Origin of the sequence: Companilactobacillus suantsaicola (assembly GCF_004745525.1) — a bacterium.
Lineage (GTDB): Bacteria > Bacillota > Bacilli > Lactobacillales > Lactobacillaceae > Companilactobacillus > Companilactobacillus suantsaicola.
On record NZ_RKLY01000010.1, the window covers coordinates 64778 to 84558 of the forward strand.

General features: G+C 36.9%; 15 protein-coding genes. 12 read left to right on the forward strand and 3 right to left on the reverse strand.

Features of this window, described 5'->3' with window-relative positions:
• Positions 1 to 6: 6 nt before the first annotated feature.
• From EGT49_RS05335 to EGT49_RS05345, 3 genes are read left to right on the forward strand one after another with little or no spacing between them, the layout of a single operon-like run.
• Positions 7 to 2376 (forward strand): ATP-dependent DNA helicase, encoded by a 2370-nt coding sequence (locus tag EGT49_RS05335; protein ID WP_135372261.1) that lies wholly within the window; start codon positions 7 to 9, stop codon positions 2374 to 2376.
• A complete protein-coding gene (locus tag EGT49_RS05340; RefSeq protein WP_135372263.1) occupies positions 2366 to 3082 on the forward strand; it encodes a hypothetical protein in 717 nt (238 codons plus the stop codon). The genes EGT49_RS05335 and EGT49_RS05340 overlap by 11 nt, the downstream gene beginning before the upstream one ends.
• Complete coding sequence (locus EGT49_RS05345) at positions 3079 to 3993, forward strand: sce7725 family protein (protein ID WP_135372265.1); 915 nt, start codon at positions 3079 to 3081, stop codon at positions 3991 to 3993. The genes EGT49_RS05340 and EGT49_RS05345 overlap by 4 nt, the downstream gene beginning before the upstream one ends.
• Before the next feature lie 293 nt (positions 3994 to 4286).
• Here the strand turns inward: EGT49_RS05345 and EGT49_RS05350 are convergent, their stop codons facing one another.
• A complete protein-coding gene (locus EGT49_RS05350) occupies positions 4287 to 5147 on the reverse strand; it encodes an NAD(P)-dependent oxidoreductase (protein WP_135372267.1) in 861 nt (286 codons plus the stop codon).
• 139 nt (positions 5148 to 5286) lie between these two features.
• Here EGT49_RS05350 and EGT49_RS05355 point away from each other — a divergent pair, with 139 nt between their 5' ends.
• From EGT49_RS05355 to EGT49_RS05385, 7 genes are all read left to right on the forward strand, one after another.
• The gene (locus tag EGT49_RS05355; RefSeq protein ID WP_135372269.1) at positions 5287 to 6138 is read left to right on the forward strand and encodes a YitT family protein; all 852 of its coding nucleotides are present in this window, start codon (positions 5287 to 5289) and stop codon (positions 6136 to 6138) included.
• Positions 6139 to 6235: 97 nt separating this feature from the next.
• Positions 6236 to 6823, forward strand: a complete 588-nt coding sequence (locus EGT49_RS05360) for an NAD(P)H-dependent oxidoreductase (protein WP_135372271.1) — start codon at positions 6236 to 6238, stop codon at positions 6821 to 6823.
• A 121-nt stretch (positions 6824 to 6944) separates the two neighbouring features.
• Positions 6945 to 8822, forward strand: a complete 1878-nt coding sequence (locus EGT49_RS05365) for an LTA synthase family protein (protein WP_135372273.1) — start codon at positions 6945 to 6947, stop codon at positions 8820 to 8822.
• 85 nt (positions 8823 to 8907) lie between these two features.
• Positions 8908 to 10794, forward strand: a complete 1887-nt coding sequence (locus EGT49_RS05370; RefSeq protein ID WP_167849761.1) for an LTA synthase family protein — start codon at positions 8908 to 8910, stop codon at positions 10792 to 10794.
• Between the two features lie 799 nt (positions 10795 to 11593).
• Positions 11594 to 12682 (forward strand): DMT family transporter, encoded by a 1089-nt coding sequence (locus EGT49_RS05375; protein ID WP_167849762.1) that lies wholly within the window; start codon positions 11594 to 11596, stop codon positions 12680 to 12682.
• A 609-nt stretch (positions 12683 to 13291) separates the two neighbouring features.
• Positions 13292 to 14212: an aldo/keto reductase gene (locus tag EGT49_RS05380; protein WP_135372277.1), complete on the forward strand. Its 921-nt coding sequence runs from the start codon at positions 13292 to 13294 to the stop codon at positions 14210 to 14212.
• A gap of 20 nt (positions 14213 to 14232) precedes the next feature.
• On the forward strand, positions 14233 to 14826 hold the full coding sequence (locus EGT49_RS05385; protein ID WP_135372279.1) for an NAD-dependent epimerase/dehydratase family protein: 594 nt from the start codon (positions 14233 to 14235) through the stop codon (positions 14824 to 14826).
• Between the two features lie 92 nt (positions 14827 to 14918).
• On the opposite strand, the gene EGT49_RS05390 is transcribed toward EGT49_RS05385, so the two are convergent.
• Both EGT49_RS05390 and EGT49_RS05395 read right to left on the reverse strand, forming a co-directional pair.
• A complete protein-coding gene (locus EGT49_RS05390; protein WP_135372281.1) occupies positions 14919 to 15587 on the reverse strand; it encodes an ABC transporter ATP-binding protein in 669 nt (222 codons plus the stop codon).
• Entirely contained in the window at positions 15587 to 16618 is a 1032-nt protein-coding gene (locus EGT49_RS05395) for an ABC transporter permease (protein ID WP_135372283.1), read from the reverse strand. Before EGT49_RS05395 ends, EGT49_RS05390 begins: the two co-directional genes overlap by 1 nt.
• A 126-nt stretch (positions 16619 to 16744) precedes the next feature.
• Here EGT49_RS05395 and EGT49_RS05400 point away from each other — a divergent pair, with 126 nt between their 5' ends.
• On the forward strand, positions 16745 to 17302 hold the full coding sequence (locus tag EGT49_RS05400) for a TetR/AcrR family transcriptional regulator (protein ID WP_135372285.1): 558 nt from the start codon (positions 16745 to 16747) through the stop codon (positions 17300 to 17302).
• A 102-nt stretch (positions 17303 to 17404) separates the two neighbouring features.
• Entirely contained in the window at positions 17405 to 19027 is a 1623-nt protein-coding gene (locus tag EGT49_RS05405; protein WP_135372287.1) for an APC family permease, read from the forward strand.
• Positions 19028 to 19781 lie beyond the last annotated feature (754 nt).

The window sequence follows — 19781 nt, forward strand, 5'->3', positions numbered from 1 at the left end:
GTAAAAATGCCGACAAAGATTGGAATTCGTCAATTAGTAGAGTTTGTTTTACGTAGTGGCGACTTGAACGAAACTAAAAATAGTCAAAACACTGCTGCTAATGGTGCGCGAATCCATCGACGCCTCCAAAAACAACGGACTAAAAATAAAAATTATCAGAGTGAAGTTTATCTAAAAACAGAAGTGAAGATGAACGATGCCAGTTACCTTATTTCTGGTCGAGCTGATGGGATTAAAATTGAGGACAAAACTGCTCTAATTGAGGAAATCAAAACGTCCGACCAACCATTTGAAGAGTTGAGCGATAACACTTTGGATTTGTACTGGGGACAAGTCAAAGTTTATGGTTATTTATTGCTAAAAGACCATTTGGAATTTGACACTGTAACGTTACGATTGACCTATTTTCAAGTTAGTAATGAAGAAGTTACGACTGATGAACACGAATATAGTCGAAACGAATTAAATGAATTTTTTGAAAAATTAATCGAGGAATATGAGTATTGGCTATCACTCAGAGCTAAATTACGCAAAACTCGCAATGAGTCAATTCTTGCGCTGCAGTTTCCGTTTCCTAATTTTCGCAAGGGTCAAAGAGAACTGGCAGCAGCCGTTTATAAAACGATTTATTATCAAAAACGCCTCTTTGTCGAAGCACCGACTGGAACCGGGAAGACAATTTCAACCCTTTTTCCGGCAATAAAGTCGATGGGCGAGGAGAAAATCCAACGGTTATTTTATTTGACTGCAAAGCAAAGTACTCGTCATGTCGCCGAAGAAGCAATTGCTTTGATGTCGACAAAAGGCTTGAAGTTAAAGAGCATTACTTTGACTGCTAAAGATAAGATCCGTTTTCCTGAACAAGATGTCCCTCCTGAAAAAGACCCTTATATGATTGGCTACTATGACCGTTTGAAACCAGCTTTAGCGGATGTTTTGGAAAATGAGGGAGCGATTACTCGTGAAGTAGTCGAAAAGTATGCCAAGAAGCATACGGTTGATCCCTTTGAATTTTCACTCGATTTGTCATTATTTTGTGATGTGATTATTTGTGATTACAATTATTTATTCGATCCACTAGTTTATTTACAACGCTTTTTCGTTGAAAAGGACACGGATAACTTTTTTCTAATTGATGAAGCACACAATTTAGTCAGCCGTTCGCGAGCTATGTATTCGGCGGAAATCAGTGATTTTAAAATCAAACAGTTGTTGAAAGTAGCTAAAGATATTCCGACACAATTGAGTGCTGATTTTCAGAAACAAATCAAAATAGTTCGTCGTGTTTTCAATCAGATGAAAAAAGTCCTCAAAGAAGACGAAAAAACGGAGAGTATCACCACTGATTCACCCAATGAGTTGATAAATGTTCTCGGAAAATTCGATGATTTCATGACTGATTGGATGCAAGATCAAAAACCATCGGACTTTTTAGAACAGGCTAAGGATTTCTTTTTTGACTGTTTGACCTTTGTCAAAATTGGGATGCTTTACGACGACACATACAAGACAAGAATCGTGATCGATGATAAAAATTTGATTGTCAAAGAACTGTGCTTAGATCCGAGTCATTTTCTCGATGAGTCGATGAATCTCGGTTTGGGAGCAGTATTGTTTTCCGCCACAATGTCGCCGATGGATTATTATCAAAATGTTTTAGGAGGAATCAATAATAGCCTAGCATATCAATTGCCATCACCCTTCCCAGTAAACAATCAAGCAATTTTTATCACGCAATACATTCAGACTACTTACCGGCAACGTGAATTTTATCAAGATAAAATTGTTGTCAGTTTAAGAGCCCTGATTGACGGCAAAAAAGGTAATTACTTATTCTTTTTCCCATCTTATGGATATTTAAAACAAATCAAAACAGCTTTTGAAGAAACTTATCCACAGGTGGAAACTATTACACAAGAATCAGCTATGGACGCAGCCGCTCGTCAAGATTTCTTAGCTAAGTTTGAGGAGAATCCTACACAGACTTTAGTCGGTTTCTGTGTTTTAGGAGGAATTTTCTCAGAAGGAATCGATTTGCGTGGTAATAGACTAATTGGTGTAGCTATCGTCAGTGTAGGTTTGCCAGGTTTAAGTGCCGAGAATAACTTAATTCGTGATTATTATGATGAAAAAAATAACCGTGGATTTGAATATGCATATCAAATGCCGGGGATGAATAACGTTTTACAGGCTGCCGGTCGCTTGATTCGTGGTAGCCATGATATGGGAATTATTTTGTTATTAGATCAGCGTTTTGCTAGTCTTCGATATACAAAACTTTTTCCACAGCATTGGCAAAATTACCAACGGATCAGTTCAGTTGAACGATTAACAACTTCAGTGGATAACTTTTGGAAGGAACACCATGAAAACTAAATTAACTAAAGATTTGGAAAGTACGCTCTATCAATATTGTTTAGAACAAGGATCATATGTTGTGGAAGAAGTATCGATGCCGGACAAAAAAGGGATTGTCGATACTTTGAGTTATCAACAATTAACGGATAAAACGATTGAGTGGCGCTGTTATGAATTAAAAGTTACTAAAGCAGATTTTCACTCAAAGGCTAAATTGTCATTTATCGGTAACTACAATTATTTTGTTTTAACTAAAAAACTATATGAAGAAGTTCAAGCGGAAATTCCCGCACACATTGGTGTCTTAATTTATCGGGCCTTTGATAAAAAGGCAGTTGAAGCTAGTCCCCAAACTTTGCGGGCACCGGGATTTTTGACCGTCGCTAAAAAAGCTCAATACCAAGAATTACAAGTTGATGAGACTCAATTGACAGCTCATTTTGTGGCCTCACTTTTTCGAGAGGTCGACAAAGCTAAGCGAGTGGAAAAAGGTCTGCAACTATATTCAGATGATCAATTATTTAAGGAATTACAAAAACGTCAAAAAGCTGGCTATGATATCTATAAGCCTGACCATAACTTGTATGATAGGTTCGTTGATGAAATAAAGGACGGCGCTATAACGGCGTTACAAGAAGAACTAGACGCTAGAAATGAAGAGTATCAACTATTGAAATTACAACTCCAACAACAGAAGCAACCAAATATGGAGGATAAATTATGATTTATTATCCATATTTTCGCGGCCGAATGTATGATTTACTAGCTTTAAAAGAACTAGTGGAAAATAATCTTTTAGGGCCTAATATCGTCCCAATAATAGAACCAGTCCGTGATTCAAAGGAATTACAAACGACGGTGCAAACTTTCATTGACCATGCGCAACCGTTTAGCGTGATAGCTAATCCGCAAGTTAGCGTATATGGCTTGAACGATACCAAGCTTTATCCACTGCTCGATGTGGAAAAAATTAATTTTTACGTTCGAAGTGCAATTTTGAGTGCAGATTTTAGTAGTGATTTTTTGCGAACGAGTGGTCAACAGAAATCTTTAGTGATCGCTCCAAATTATGAACTGTTGAAAGCTTATCAGCACTCGCAAGTTTTAAAAGCAGTGGATAAGATTCTTATTCCTGATGTTGCTAGGTTGCATAAGTTGGCCGGGAAAAAAGCGGTATTATTGACTGATCCACTGACTTTCGTCAAACATGTGGAAGATTATTCACTCCTGGAGGATGAATTTTTTGAGCCGAATAACTGGTATCAGATGCTTGATTTTGACGGGTTTAGCGACTATTCAATGGTTGGACACATTTATTTTGATAAGGGGATGCCAAGTCGGGCGATTGCGCTACATTTAATTTATGTGACCAAGGATGGTAGTTTGCGGATTCATCATTTCGTTTCGGACAGTAATGAGAGTATGCGTGGGCAGAAGATTAAGTTTTTTGAGGCTTTGGATAAATTGATTCCTTGGGTTGAGGAAAATATCTCAGGATTGAATATGACTTTGGGATTGGAGAAGTTGTTGGAGTTTGGTTCTGGAGATAAGTTTCCTGGTTTGGGTGTCGTGAAGAAGTTGTCGATCATGCATCATTTGGAGTTGATGGGGCGGCTTTTGGATATTGAAGATTAGATTCGGCTTTTTTTTGCTGTAAAAATGGTAAATTGTTAATGAAATATAGTTTTATTCAGAAAACAGAAAAACAGCATCTATTTTTATATGCGGGCTTTTTGAGGGGCGCTTACTTTAATGGGTGCTGTTTTTGTTTGTTTATAACCATGGTTCTAGGCGATATAGTCAAAACGCGTTCCACAGGGGCAACTCCCTCCGAGATAACAAAATTTCCCAAATCGCCCGCAAAGTGCGGCGTGCAATTCGTGAAATTACGTTATCCTCCGGGAGCTGACCGCCCCTGTTCCACGCTCTTACCACCATAACTTAACCAATGCTTGTGTTCCGTCGTTTCCTAATCCATTATCATCAACTAATGTTTCATACAACTTCTTTGCTTCTTTAGTAGCGGGTAAATCTAATCCCATCTTTTCACTTTCGTCTAGTGCAATTCTGAGGTCTTTTAGGAAATGTTTGGAATAAAATCCTGGTTGAAAGTCGCCTTTAAGGATTCTTGGACCATAATTTTCTAGGCTCCAATTATCTGCTCCTCCGCCTTCTAGGGTTTCTAGGACAGCTGATAGGTCTAATCCAGCAGCCTTGGCGTAGACGAACATTTCTGACATTCCGGTCATCGTTCCGGCTATCATAATTTGGTTAGCCATCTTGGCGTGTTGACCGCTGCCGTATGGGCCAAAGTAGTGGTTTGTTTTGCCAATTATTTTAAAAATAGGTTGTAGTGTTTCAAATGCTTCTTTTGATCCACCGACCATGATGGTTAATTGGCCGTTTCTAGCACCCACGTCGCCTCCGGAAACTGGAGCATCGAGTGTTTGGACACCGAGTTTTTCAGCTGCGGTACCAATTTTTTTAGCTAGGGTTGGTGTACTAGTTGTCATATCAACGATAATTTTGTCTTTAGTTAGTCCAGCAAAGATACCATTGTCCTTGAAGTAGACATCTTCGACATCTTTAGGGAAACCAACCATTGTGAAAATAATATCTGAATTTTCTGTAACTATCTTCGGGTCACTATACCAGTTTGCACCTTTAGCAATTAAAGGTTCAGCCTTAGATTTAGTTCTAGTGTAAATATTTACTGAGTAATCAGGTAGTAGATTATTGATGATTCCACTACCCATAACGCCTGTACCAATAAAACCAATTTTTTGCATAATAAGTCCTCCAATCACAAATTAATTATATTATACGAAAAATCTTGTCAGTAATGATATGCTTAATCCGTTTATTAACAGGCTTTGTTTGCTATAATTCATTTGATATGAATTTATTTTGGAAGAGGGAGGGGAGCTTTTGAACTTTATTAAAAACTACTATAAAAGTATTTTTGCCGCTTTATTTTACGGAATTACTTCCGCTTTAGGTATTCAATTACTATTGCAACCGGCAAAACTTTATACAGCCGGGGTGACTGGTGCCGCCCAGTTAATCGTTAACTTGTTAAATGAGTTTGCTCATACAAGTACCCCAGTTTATTTTTGGTACGCATTGTTAAATTTGCCATTGGTTATTTTGGCTTGGTTTAAATTAGGAAAGAAATTTACTATTCTTTCATTAATTTCAATCGTTTCAGCATCGGTATTTATTTCGATCATACCAATGCATCCAGTCACTAACGATCCATTGTTATCATCCGTTTTCGGTGGGATACTTTCTGGAGCCGGGATTGGTCTTTGCTTCCGTTATGGATTTTCAACCGGAGGGACTGACATTATTGCCTTGATCGTGCAACGAAGTACTGGTCGGACAGTTGGACAAGTCAGCTTTGCCGTTAATGCTGTAATTATCACGATTGCCGGCTTTGTTTTCGGCTGGGAGTTAGCACTTTATACAATTATTTCTATTTATATTACAAATATGGTAATTGATAAAATGTACATCCAGCAACAAAAGATTACAGTTACCGTTTATACGCACAAAATAGATGAGATCTCGCAAGAATTATTGAAATCACTCAATCGTGGTTTGACGCTGGATTATCATTTGAAAGGTGCCTATTCTGGAGAAGAAATCGGTTCTATTACGATGGTTTTGACGAAGTATCAATTATTCTTTGCTAAGAAAATCATCTTGAAAGTTGATCCACAAGCTTTCATCAATATTCAACCAACGATGTCGATTGCTGGTAAGTTTAACGATAATTAGAATCAAAAAAGATAAAAAATTTCACTATTTGTTGAACGGTTAAATTCTCCAAAAAATACTATAATATAAGTATTGATTCTTGAGGAGAGATTGAACAATGAAGACGATTATTTATACTCATCCGAATGCAGGAAGTTTTAATCATGAAATTCTGAATCGTTTATCAAATCACTTTTCCCGTAACGATGAAGAATTTCAGGTGATTGATTTATACGCTGAAAAGTTTGATCCAGTTTTGTCAGAAGCCGATTTAGCACTTTACTCGCAAGGAAAATCGACCGCCCCGATGGTCAAAATGTATCAACGTAGAATCAAGAATTCTGATGAATTGATTTTTATTTTTCCAATCTGGTGGCACAATTTACCAGCTATGTTGAAAGGATTTCTCGATAAAGTAATGTTGAGTAATTTTGCCTATGATGAGAGTTCAGGTTGGAAGGGACTACTAACTAATATCAAGAAGGTAACCGTTATAACGACGTCGACCATCACGAAAGATTATTTAGTCAATCAGTGTGGCAATCCCATTTCAGGCGTCTTTATCAACCGTACTTTGGCTGATATTGGGTTAGACCCCAAACACAGCAACTGGATCCATTTTGGACAAGTTAATACGACAACCGATGAGAAACGAAATGAGTTTTTAGATGAAGTTGTGAAGCTCTATGAAAAAGCAAATTCCTAAGGGGTTTGTTTTTTTTTAGCCAAAAGATAAGTTTAAATAAAAAAATATGTAGATATTCATAGAAATTAGGTTAGTATATAATGTAATTATATTGAGGGATATAAATGAGGACGATTTATAAATGCAAAAGAAATTTAATTTTTTAGGATTGTTACAATTCATATTTATGATAGCCGCGGCCTTTGTGGTCGGGTTTATTTTGAATTTCGCTCAGACTCATGACTTAATTTTTACTAAGCAAATTGTTTTTCAAACAAATGTAAACACTTACATACTAACTGTTATAATTTTATTCTTAATCTATTTAGGTTTATATGGACTGTTTAACCGCTTCTTTGTTTCTTCAGCAATCTACTTTGTTTTTTTCGCCATCTATGCAGTAGCGGATTATTTGAAAGTAAAGTACCGTTCCGAACCAATTTTGCCCAGTGATTTGAGCATGTTGAAGAATATCAAAGGTTTACTGTCGATGGTGACACCAAAAATCATCACAGTTGTTGTAATATTTTTAATAATTTTAGTAGTTATCTTTGGTCTTTTAGAAAAATTTGTCGGGAAAAAGATGCTGCATTTCAATCACATAACTAGATTGATTTTCATTGCCTTGGCGGCAATCAGCATTGGTAGTTTCTACACCGCAAGTGACAACAACTCGATGACTTATAAAGTGCTCGCTAAAGCAGGCTATACAAATTATGCTTCAAACATCAACCAGTCAGCTAACAGCAACGGCCCAATGTTGACCTTCTTAGGCAATATGTACGTTGATGTGATGGATAAGCCAAATGGTTACAGTAAAGAAAAGATGGCTAGTATCGTCAAGAAATATCAAAAAACGGCTAAACAAATTAACCGTAAGCGTTCTAATAATGATTTAAGTAAACAGACCCTAATTTTTGTTTTAAGTGAAAGTTTTTCTGATCCAAGTCGAGTACCAAATATTAAGTTGAATCAAGATCCGATTCCTAATATCCGTAACATCAAGCAGAACACTACTTCTGGTTTGATGATGAGTTCTGGTTACGGTGGTGGGACCGCCAATATGGAATATATGACCCTAACTGGACTTGCTTTGAATCAATTTTCTGACTCCTTACAGTCACCATATACACAAGTTGTTAACAAACAAGAAGATCCTATCAATATTGCCAACAGTTTTAAGACAAGTTCAGCGATTCATCCGTTCCACGGTAATTTCTACAATCGTAATTCTGTTTATGAGAAATTCGGCTTTAAGACTTTCAAAAACATTGATACCACTGGTTCTTTGAAATTGAAATACACTGATGTCTTGCCACAGATGGAATATGTTAGTGATCAATCTGCCTATAAAGACACTCTGGAACAAGTCAATTCCGTCAATGGCGGCCAATTCATCAATCTAGTCACAATGCAAAATCATATGCCATATACTAACAACTATACGAATAATCCTTATAAAGTTACTGGTAGTGGCGTTAGTGATAGTTCCCGTTCCCAAGTAGAGAACTTTTCACAAAGCTTAAATTATACTGATAATTCCACGAAAGAATTTTTGGAAGAATTAGATAAGCTTGATAAACCAGTCACGGTCGTTTGGTATGGTGATCATTTACCAGGTATTTATGATGGGGATGACATTTATAAATATAACGTTCAAGAGCACCAGACGGATTACTTTATTTATAGCAACAAGTACGCCCGCAAGAATGGAACTGGAACGACCAAGTTAGACGATAATACGAAAGTTACTGATCCTAATGGTTTCATTCCATTAGCGTTGAAACAAATGGATCAAAAAGTCACACCTTACTACGCTTTGTTGACTAAGGTTCAAGAAGAAGTTCCTGCAATGGCCAAGAATATTGACGAGGGGACTAACAATTTGTACGTTAATGAAGATGGTAAATCAGTTGATAAATTAACTAAGCAGCAACAAAAAATCGTTGATGACTACAAATTAGTTCAATACGACTTAACTGCTGGTAAAGGCTATACTAAAGCCGTTATCAATAAGTAAAAAAAGTCGATCAAATTTATTGGTCGGCTTTTTTGCTATAATAAAAATTAATTATTGTAAACTTTTTTTACAAAGGGTAATGATTATGCGAAAAAAATTTAAATTCAGTTATTTATTTCAATTAATTTTCATAGTTATATCGGCATTTCTTGTCGGTTACTTATTAAATTATGCCCAAAATGGGTCGTTTGCCTACAGTGCTAAAACAGTTTTTGAGACCAATTTTCCCATCTATTTCATAACCAGTTTGATTTTGCTAGTGTTTTATTTGGGTCTATATGGATTAATTAATCGTTTTTTCTACGCTACAGCCATCTTCTACATCTTCTTTGCCATCTATGGAATTGCCAATCGCCTGAAAGTAATGTATCGTTCCGAACCAATTTTACCAAGTGATTTAATGTTTCTCAGCAATACCAAAGAACTGCTGACGATGGTTCAAAAGAACCTATTGATCATTACCGTTATAACGATAATCGTTGTGGTATCGTTATGTATTCTTTTAGAAAAATTTTTAGGGAAACATTTGTTGCGTTTCAATCCCATCACTCGAATTATTTTGGTTTGTTTAGCTGCTTTATCATTGGGGAGCTTTTACACTGCTAATCGCCAAGGTTCACTGACTAATCGAGTGTTAACTAAAGCGGGCTATTCACATTTTGATGCCAATATCAATTGGTCAGCCAACAGTAATGGTCCATTAGTAACCTTTTTAGCAAATATGCACATTGATGTCATGGAAAAACCGGCCGATTACAACCAACAGACGATCAATCGGTTAGTGAAGAAATATCAAAAAGTTGCTAAGACTATCAATCAAAAACGTCCCAATAAGAATTTGTCAGATCAAACACTGATCTTTGTCTTGAGTGAAAGTTTCTCCGATCCGAGTCGAGTTCCTAATATTAAGTTGAATCAAGAAGTCGCCCCAGAAATTAAACAAATTAAGAAGACCAATACTTCTGGTTTGATGTTGAGTTCTGGTTACGGTGGCGGAACTGCCAATATGGAATATATGACCTTTACTGGATTAGCCTATAACCAATTTGCTAAATCCCTCAATTCACCATATACCCAATTGGTAATTAAACAAGATCATCCAATCAATATCGCTAATAGTTTTAAAACTACTAGTGCAATTCACCCATATTATGGCAATTTCTATGACCGTGATTCAGTCTATAAGAAATTTGGTGTTCAGAGTTTCCGCAATATCAACTCAACTGGTAAAGAGGGGTTGAAGTACACAGCTACCGTTGACGGCAGTCAATATGTCAGTGATGAATCTTCGTATAACGACGCTTTGTGGCAAATCAAGCAAACAAAGGGTGGCCAATTCATCAATTTAGTCACGATGCAAAACCACATGCCGTACACTAACAATTATGCGGACAACCAATTTAAGGCTACTGGCAAAGGGGCTGGTAAAAACCTCCAACAAGTAGCTAATTTTTCTAAAGGCCTTAACATTACTGACAGTGCAACGAGAAACTTTTTAGATAAAATTGACCAACAAAAAAAGCCGATTACGGTTGTTTGGTACGGCGACCACTTGCCAGGTATATACGACGGCAACAACATGACCAAGTACAACGTTGCTCAACATGAGACTGACTATTTCATATACAGCAATAAGTATGCCCGTCAACACAATTACGGAACCAAAAAACTGACCGATTCGACCCAAGTAGTCGATCCTAACGGCTTTATTCCATTGGCATTAAAGCAAATGAAACAAAAAGTAACTCCTTACTATGCCTTGTTAACGAGGGTTCAAGAAGAATTACCAGCAATGGCGAAAAATAGTGTTGGAACTAGCGAGAATTTGTATGTTGATGATCATGGAGTACAAGTAAAATCAAAAGATCTAACTGACAAACAAAAGCAACTGTTACACGATTATCAACTGATTCAGTATGATTTAACAGCCGGAAAGAATTATTCTAAAAGTAAGATTAATTCTGGGAGATAGTGGTACTTCTGTTCGTTGATTGGCGGTAAGATACCGTCTTACACAATATCTGGGAAACGCTGGAGAATGTGCGCACAACTTGGAGCCAATTCCAAAAGCGAGAATTGTCTTCAAGATTGGTCTTCCACTAGGCACTGAAATCGCCAAGAGGAATTTCGCAGCTGAATTTCCCAGAGCCGTTGCTCCAGACTGGATTTCAGCTTTTTGTAGCAGCTCAGTAAATTCTGAAATTGGATAGATTTCTATTCAAGTTAAGTACTTAACTGTTTTATAGTTTGGATACGTTATAGCGTTTAATATCTTGATTGATTTAATTTGATGTAAAAAATAGAAGATCTTACTAGAGTCGCAGAAAAATGGTGTAATTTAGTAAGATATTTTTTATGTATTTACTCCTATTTTGAATAGAGTGGAAACACAATAACCTATCAAGATACCAAGTCTTAAATCAGAATAGAATTAGTATTCCTAAATAAATGGAAAGTAAATAAATCATAGAAGTGAAATTCAGTCTGGAGCACAAAACCTTTGATGTCAGGCTCCAAATTCTACTTAGTGCTTTAGCACTTAGTAGAAGGCCTAGTTTTGAGATTTTGCGAACTGTGCAAAAGCTCAAAATAGTGCCGGCAGCGTTCCAGCCCATCACAGGTTTTGTGCGGAAGACGGCATACTACACCCACAAGCAAAACAATTAAAAGCAAAAACTTCCAGCTTGAAAACACTTTCATTCTGAGATACCCCCAATTCAGGAGTACACTTAGGATATTCACTAACAAAAAAATGGGGATGTAAATAAGTTTTGAATTTAAAAAGTTTCTTTTATATATTGATACCAACGTTCTTATTCAGTTCGATGGAGATTGCCTTGAAGATTGCTGGTAATCAATTCAATCCGATTGAATTGAACTTTATCAGATTCTTGATTGGTGGTTTGGCTTTGTTGCCATTCACAATAATGTATTTGAGAAAACACGAGATCAAATTAAGCAAGTCTGATATCGGCCGAATCGCTCTAACAGGCTTTGTTATCGTCGTCTTGAGTATGACACTCTATCAAATCTCAATAGGCATGGCTAAAGCTTCAGTTATCGCTATCATGTTGAGTGCCAATCCAATTTTTGGTTTGATCATTGGTTTCGTATTTTTAAGGGAAAAATTATCCAGAACTAACGTTTTAGCATTGGTTTTGACGCTTCTAGGTTTGTTAATTATTATTAATCCATTCCATCTAACCGGTGCAATGGGAATTATCCTAGGTTTGTTATCATCAATTATTTTTGGAATTTACGGCGTCATGTCACGAGTAAACGGAAATAAAATTGGCTTGAATGGTCTCTCAATGACTTGTTTAGCCTTCTTATTCGGTTCAGCTGAGTTAGGTGTCTTGATGGCTTTGAGTCATTTGCCAATTGCCCAAAACATTCCAAGCAACTTTTCACAATTTGTTAATATTCCATACTTCCAAGGAATCAGCCTCCAAACCTTGCCATTGATTCTGTATATCTCAGTCTTAGTTACTGGTGTGGCCTTTGGTTTGTACTTCGTTTCAATGGAAAAAGTCGGAATCTTACAAGCTTCATTGATTTTCTTAGTTAAACCAGCATTAGCTCCAGTCTTATCACTTTTGATTTTAGGTGAAGCTATGCAAGTTAATACCGTTATCGGAATTGTCGTCATTCTTTTAGGATCACTAGTAACACTCATGGGCGAAAAAATTGCTTACAGCGTTATGGCCATCTTCAGAAAGAACAATCCCGAAGCACACCAAGATGTCGATGAGTTAGCTAAAGTCAAAGAAGAACTAGAAAATGGAGAACGAGCAACCGAAGCAGTCGTTCGTCAAAAATTGGCAGAAAAACGCCCAAGAGAACTACCATCAGAAGATTAGTAGTATGCCGTCCTCCGCAACAAACTCGATTTTGGCTGGAACGTACTGGGCACTATTTTGAGTTTTTGCAGAGTGCGCAAAATCTCAAAACTAGGCCTTTCACTAAACGCTAAAGCGTTAAGAGAAATTTCAGTACTGAGCCAAATCGAGTTTGTTGCTCCGGACTAAATAGTTATTCTATTCGAAGTTTTCTTATAATGATTTAAAAATTGATAAATAGCAGCATCTATTTTTTAATAGTACGTGATAGACTCTTAGGCAGTCTGCGTGTGTTAAGAATAGATGCTGTTTTTTGTTTTGGAGTTAAACAGGATACACAAAATAACCTGTTATCTAGTCTGGAGTAACAGCTCTGGGAAATTCAGCTGCAAAATTTGCCTTGGCGCTTTAGCGCTTAGGCAAAGGTGGAGCTTGAAGACAATTTCCGGGCTTGAAATTGGCTCCAAGTCGCCCCACAGCGTTCCAGCGTTTCCCAGATGTTGTGTAAGACGGCAATTAACCCACCACATCAACTAAAGAAAGATGCTATTTTGAACTATAACAGGGTAATTTTTGTCTAATTGAGCTATTATAAAGGTAACGTTTTCAGAATAATAGTGAGGTGATCATATGACTGATTTAATTAAAATTGGTAAAACTAATGTGACCAGTCAGAAGATTGGTCTAGGAACTAATAAAGTTGGTGGACACAATATTTTTCCTAACTTGAAAGATGAAGATGGCTACTCTGTAATTAAAGAGGCCCTTGATAATGGAATGATGACTTTGGATACGGCCTACATGTATGGTTTAGGTCGTTCAGAAGAAATTATCGGTGATGTAATTCAAAATTATGATCGCAAAAACTTAGTTATCGCAACTAAAGCAGCTCAAGTGCCTGGAAATGAAAAGGTGATCGACAATAGTCCAGAGTTTTTGAAAAAAGCAGTTGATGATGCTTTGAAACGTTTGAAGACGGACTATATCGATATTTTCTATATTCATTTTCCGGATGAAAAGACGCCCAAGAATGAAGCAATTAAAGCTTTAAATGAATTGAAACAAGCTGGTAAGATTCGGGCTATCGGTGTATCTAATTTTTCGCTTGATCAGATTAAAGAAGCCAATAAAGATGGTTTGGTTGATATCGTTGAGGACAATTACAGTCTGTTACATCGGGATGCGGAAGAAGAATTGTTCCCTTATTTACGGAAAAATCAAATTTCCTTCGTACCTTACTTCCCGCTGGCATCAGGTTTGTTAACGGGAAAGTACGAAATGGCTGATGCCAAGAAGTTTAGTCAATATAGTCACGGCCAATTTTGTGACATTATGAGTTCGATTGAAATAGTTCGCAAAATTGCTAACCGTTACGAGGCAACAGTTGCGCAAATCGTTTTGGCTTGGTATATGAGAAATCCTGATATCTCAATTGTGATTCCTGGAGCGAGAATTCCTGCACAAGTTGATCAAAATGTGCGTTCACTAGGAATTGCCTTGCGTGATCGGGATTATCATATTATTGACGAAGCGTTTTCTGACATTGATTAATTTAAAGGAAGGGTAAACTTATGACAAAAAGAGTAGTAATTTTTGGTGCAAATGGATTCGTGGGCGGCGAGTTCGCTCAACAATTTTTGGAAGACGATTATGAAGTAACGAGTGTCTCCAGAACTGGTGAACCACTGGGCAATAAGAGTTGGTTCAACAAGGTTGACTGGAAGGTCGGCAATGCTTTATCTAAAGGATTCTGGACCCAATATTTAAAGGGCGCTGATGTAGTTGTCGATACAATCGGTGAATATTGTGAAGATCAAAATGAAAATTTGACTTTTGAAAAAGTTAATTATGAGAGTGCTTTAAATATTGCCGATGCTGCTGAAGAAAATAAGGTTCCCGTCTTCGTTTACATTTCAGCTGATGACATGCCAAATGCTAACAAGCGTTACTTGCAAACTAAGCGTGATGCCGAGGAGAATTTGAAGAAACGTAATTTCAGAAGCGTTATTATGAGACCAGCAACTATGGTTTCTGACGACGATGCTGTTGATAGCGATGAACCTCACAGAAGTTTACCAGCTAGCATGGTTGTCTTAGCAGCAATCGATGCCGTTGATAATGCAAAAGAAAATGTTACCTTAGGTGTTGAAGATATTGATCAATAAATAATAAAATTAACAGACATGTAAAAAAGTTGTCCTAATTAGATTTCGCATCTATATGCGATTTTATTGGAACAACTTTTTTATTTATGAAATTAAGCTTTTACGCGTTTTAAGCGACCATCTTCAATTTGCCAAATAGAATCGACTAGATCGAGGACTCTTTCGTCGTGAGTTACCATTACAGCTGCTTTGTTTTGTTGATGAACTGTTTCTTGGATAATTTTAACGACCTCGTGACCACGTTTGGAGTCCAGACTGGCAGTTGGTTCGTCGGCGAGGATTAAATCTGGTTGGTTGATGAAGGCTCGAGCAATCGCGACTCGTTGTTTTTCACCACCAGATAAGGCATTAGGGTAGCTATTCAATCGGTGTCCTAAGCCTAATTCTTTGAGAATTTTATCGGAGTCGATTGGGTTCTTGTTAGAAATTTTTTGAATGAATTTCAACTGATCAGAAATTTTTAAATAGGGGATCAAATCGGAATTTTGAAAGATAAAGCCAATTTTATTTAACCGGATGTCGGTCTGTTGTTTCTTAGAAAGCTGGCCGATGTCTTGATTATTCAATAAGACGGAACCAGAAGTTGGACTAAGGAGCGCGCCCATAATAGTTAAGAGGGTACTTTTACCAGCTCCACTGGGACCGACGATAGCCGCAAATTCACCTTGGTTGACGTGAAAGTTGATCTCTTTTAAAACTTCATTGACATTTTGTCCGTCGGGATAATTTTTGATAATATTTTTCAATTCTAAAACTGGCATTAGTTATTACCTCCAATTGCGTTGATAGGGTCAACCTTGATAACTTTGATCAGTGATAAGAGTGCACTCAATAAAGCGATGACCAAGAATAATATTCCCGTCGCTAGAAGAGTTGAGAAACTCAGACTAAATGGCATTGAAGCAGGCATCTTTAGTTGAATGAAATACGTAACTAGAGAGGCAAGGATGATAGCGACACCGGATAAAATTCCCATTTCGCTCAAAACGTGTTTGACTAGATATGAAGTCTTAGTTCCTAGTGCTTTGAGGGTACCGAAGTCCTTCATTTTTTGCAGATTAATAATATAGAAGAAAACGGCGAGTACGAACAGTGAAATGACGTATAAAAAGCCGATCATTAAATAAAGTGAGCTCTGTTCAGCTGAATAACCAGGGATGTTGTCGATTAAATTTTGTTTAGTTATCACTTGATAACCTGATTTTTTAGTGAGATTTTTCTTTAAAGCAATCGCATTAAATGAGTTTGACATGGTGATACCTTGGGCTTGTTTGAAGGTTAAGTAGATAACTGGTGAATGTGAGTATGATTCTTTATCGGTGAAACCAGCGATGGTGAAAGTTTTGTTGGTATTAGAATCTTTGAACTTATCACCGACTTTGTAGCCACTAGCTTGTAATTTAGAACTAGCGTAGATTTTTTCTCCGCTCTGATTTTTGGGAGCTAGGAAACTATTTTTGTCGGTAATGAAGTAGGCAATATCAGTCTTCTTATCTTTATTAGCAGCTTTTTGAATAGTTGCCTGCGTGACACTTAACTTGGCAGCGTTACTGGATTTAAATTTATCCCAATCGGAATTAGTTAGATTTGAGCGGTTGAGTCGTGATTGCGAACCCTTTTGCAAAATAAACGTTTGGGCTGGTGTTTCTTTGATAGCTGAGCCGCTGTCGTTGGCCAATCCGTTAGCGAGACCGGTGATGAAAAGTACTAAGAAAACGATTAAAAAGATGATTAAACTTAAGGCACTAAATTTTATTTTTTCATGACGTAATTCTTTAAGAGTTAAAAACATACTATATTCCTCCTTGACTATGGCTATATAATATTAAGAAGATGCTTTTTAAACAATAAACAGAATTGTTGGTTTTGTGTTTTAATGCACAGAAAGCAGAATATTGTGAAGCAAAGGAGGTTCAAAATGAACGAGAATGATCGTCGAACTAAGCGGACACAAAAATTGATCCGTGAAAGTTTTATTGATTTGATGTCAGTTATGCCGATTGAAGAAATTACGATTCAAAAAATTACTGACAAGGCTGATATTAATCGCCGGACGTTTTATCTGCATTATGAAGATATTTATGATTTACTCCATAAAACGGAAGATTTTGTGATGAATCATTTCACACACATAGTCGAGGAATTTGAACCTCCAAGCAAAAAAACAGATATTGGGCCACAATTTTTCAAGGTCATAATGTCTTATATTGAAGCTAACCAAAAAATGATTGGGGTTTTGTGTCGAAATCCTGATTCAGAATTGATGCCAAAATTGATTCAATTAACGGTTCTTAACGGAGAAAAGGTGATTCCGTTTGTTCACCAAGATGAAGCGGAATACATTCTTAATTACTGTTGTTGGGGATTAGTTGGCGTTTTGCATACGGCAATGCGTAATAATAATTTCGATATTACCGAATTATCAGAATTAGCAAATAAGTTGTTAATATCTACAATCAAAATTGATGAAAAATAAATAATTTAATTAAAGAAAACGTTTTTAGACACTATGTATATGAAATGAAAAGTGTAAAATATAACATTGTGCTAAATATATTTAGATAAGTGGGGGCTTATTATGGATGATCTAGAACCAAAAAAGAACTATATAAGCTGGCCTATTTTAGCCTTAATGGATTTTGTTACCGTAATTGGATTTGACGATTTAACTTATAACTTCCAAAACCAAGGGATGGGTGTTATTACTTCCTGGGTTATTATGCTATTCTTATACGTCATTCCTTATTCATTAATGGTTGGACAACTAGGTTCAGTCTTTAACCACGAAGGTGGCGGTTTAACGTCTTGGGTTCGTGGTACAAGTGGTGAATTCTTAGGGTATTTCACAGCTTGGACTTATTGGGCAGCTTCAATTCCTTACGTTGTTGATACTGCTAACTCAATCGTTGTTGGTCTAGGTTGGGCCTATAACGGTAACGCAAGTATGCAAAGTACCATGTCAAACGGCTGGTTTGCCTTCTGGACTTTGATCACTTTCGTTGTTTTCATCTTTGTGCAATCTCGTTTCAAACGTTCACTAGAAGTCTTGAGTACGATCGGTGGAATTGCCATGTTTGGTATGACTGTCTTGTTCGTCTTGATGACTTTTGCTGGGCTTGCTAACGGTGGTCACATTGCTACTCAACCAATGAACTGGCATACTATCGTGCCAAAATTTGACTTGCATTATCTAACAACTATTGGTTTGTTGATTTATGCGGTTAATGGTGCCGAACTTATTGCGCCATTCGTTACTAAAATGCGCCATCCTAAGCGTGAATTTCCTAAGGCTATGATCATGTTGGCTGTCATGACAGCTTTCTTGACTATCTTTGGATCATTCTCATTAGGTGTCTTCTTTGATGGTTTCAATTTACCAAATGACTTGAAGATGAACGGTTCATACTATGCTTTCCAAGCTTTAGGTAAGCAATATCATATGGGTAATTTCTTGATGTATGTCTTTGCTTGGACTGAAGTATTTTACTTAGCAGCCTTACTAGCTGTTTTACTTGATGCTATGACTAGAATGTTGATTTCTGATACTGGTGCTAAGTACATGCCTAAGGTTTTACGTAAGACTAACGGTAATGGCCTACCAGTTAATGGTTATCTATTAACTTGTGGTTTGAGTGCTTTCATCATGTTATTAGGTATTTTCTTGCCAAGTATGAACGATATTTTCAACTGGCTATTAAACTTGAACGGAATTATTTCACCAGGTGTAACTTGCTGGATTTTCTTTGCCTTTATTAAAATTAGACAAGATAGTCAAAAATTCCCTTCAGATTACGTTTATATCAAGAATGATAAATTAGCTCTAGCTGTCGGTTGGTGGTGTTTGATCATCACAGCTGTTGCAACAATTTTCGGTATCGGACCTCAAGATGTTTCCTTTGGTACATCAACATGGTGGTACGAATTGATCATTAACTTCGTGGCAATTATCGTCTTGATTGGTTTAGGTGTCGTCTTGCCATATGTAACTCGTCGTGAAGTTAGAAGTACTACTGGTTCAGCCTTTACGAGACTACAATGGACAGGAATCTTGGGTGCCTTATTCCTAACAATTGTGGCTGATTTAGCTTTAGGTGGTTCAAAGTTCGAACACAATATTTTGGCAATCGTTTTGATTAGTATTATCGGGATTGCCTTAGTAGTTGCGTTTGGTTGGAAAGAACATAACTTGAAAGAAGCTTAATTTTTATGGCGTTATGATGCCGTCTTACACAACATCTGGGAAACGCCGGAACGCTGCCGGCACGACTTGAAGCCTTTTTCAAAATCGGAAAAAGTCTCCAAGCTCGGCCTTCTTGTAAGCGATGAATCGCTAACAAGAATTTGGCGGCTGAGCATTTTCCAGAGCTGTTGCTCCAGACTGGATTTCAGTTTTTTGCAGTATCTCGGTGAATTCTGGGATTGGATAGATTTTTATTCGAGTTGAGTACTTAACTGCTTTATGGTCTGGATACGTTATAGCGTTTAATATTTTAAATGATTTAAATTGATGTAAAAAATAGAAGATCCTACAAGAATTGCGGTAAAATTGCTGCAATTCTTGTAGGATCTTTTTTTTGTTATTATTTTTATTTTGAATAAAGGTGGGAATACAATAACTCATCGAAATATCGGATTTTAAATCAGAATAGAATTAATATTCCAAAGTAAATGGAAAACAAATAAAAAATAGAATCGTTATTTAGTCTGGAGCACAAAACCTGTGATGGCTCAGCCGCCAAATTCTACTTAGTGCTTTAGCACTTAGTAGAAGGCCTAGTTTTGAGATTTTGCGAACTGTGCAAAAGCTCAAAATAGTGCCGGCAGCGTTCTGCGATAATCCTTATATGGTTGACATTTCAAAATAGTATAAAAATGTTAACGGCGAATTTTATAATCAAGTTAGCCACCTTAAGAAAAACTAAATAAAAAAACACCAAGACGTAAAAATCAGTTAT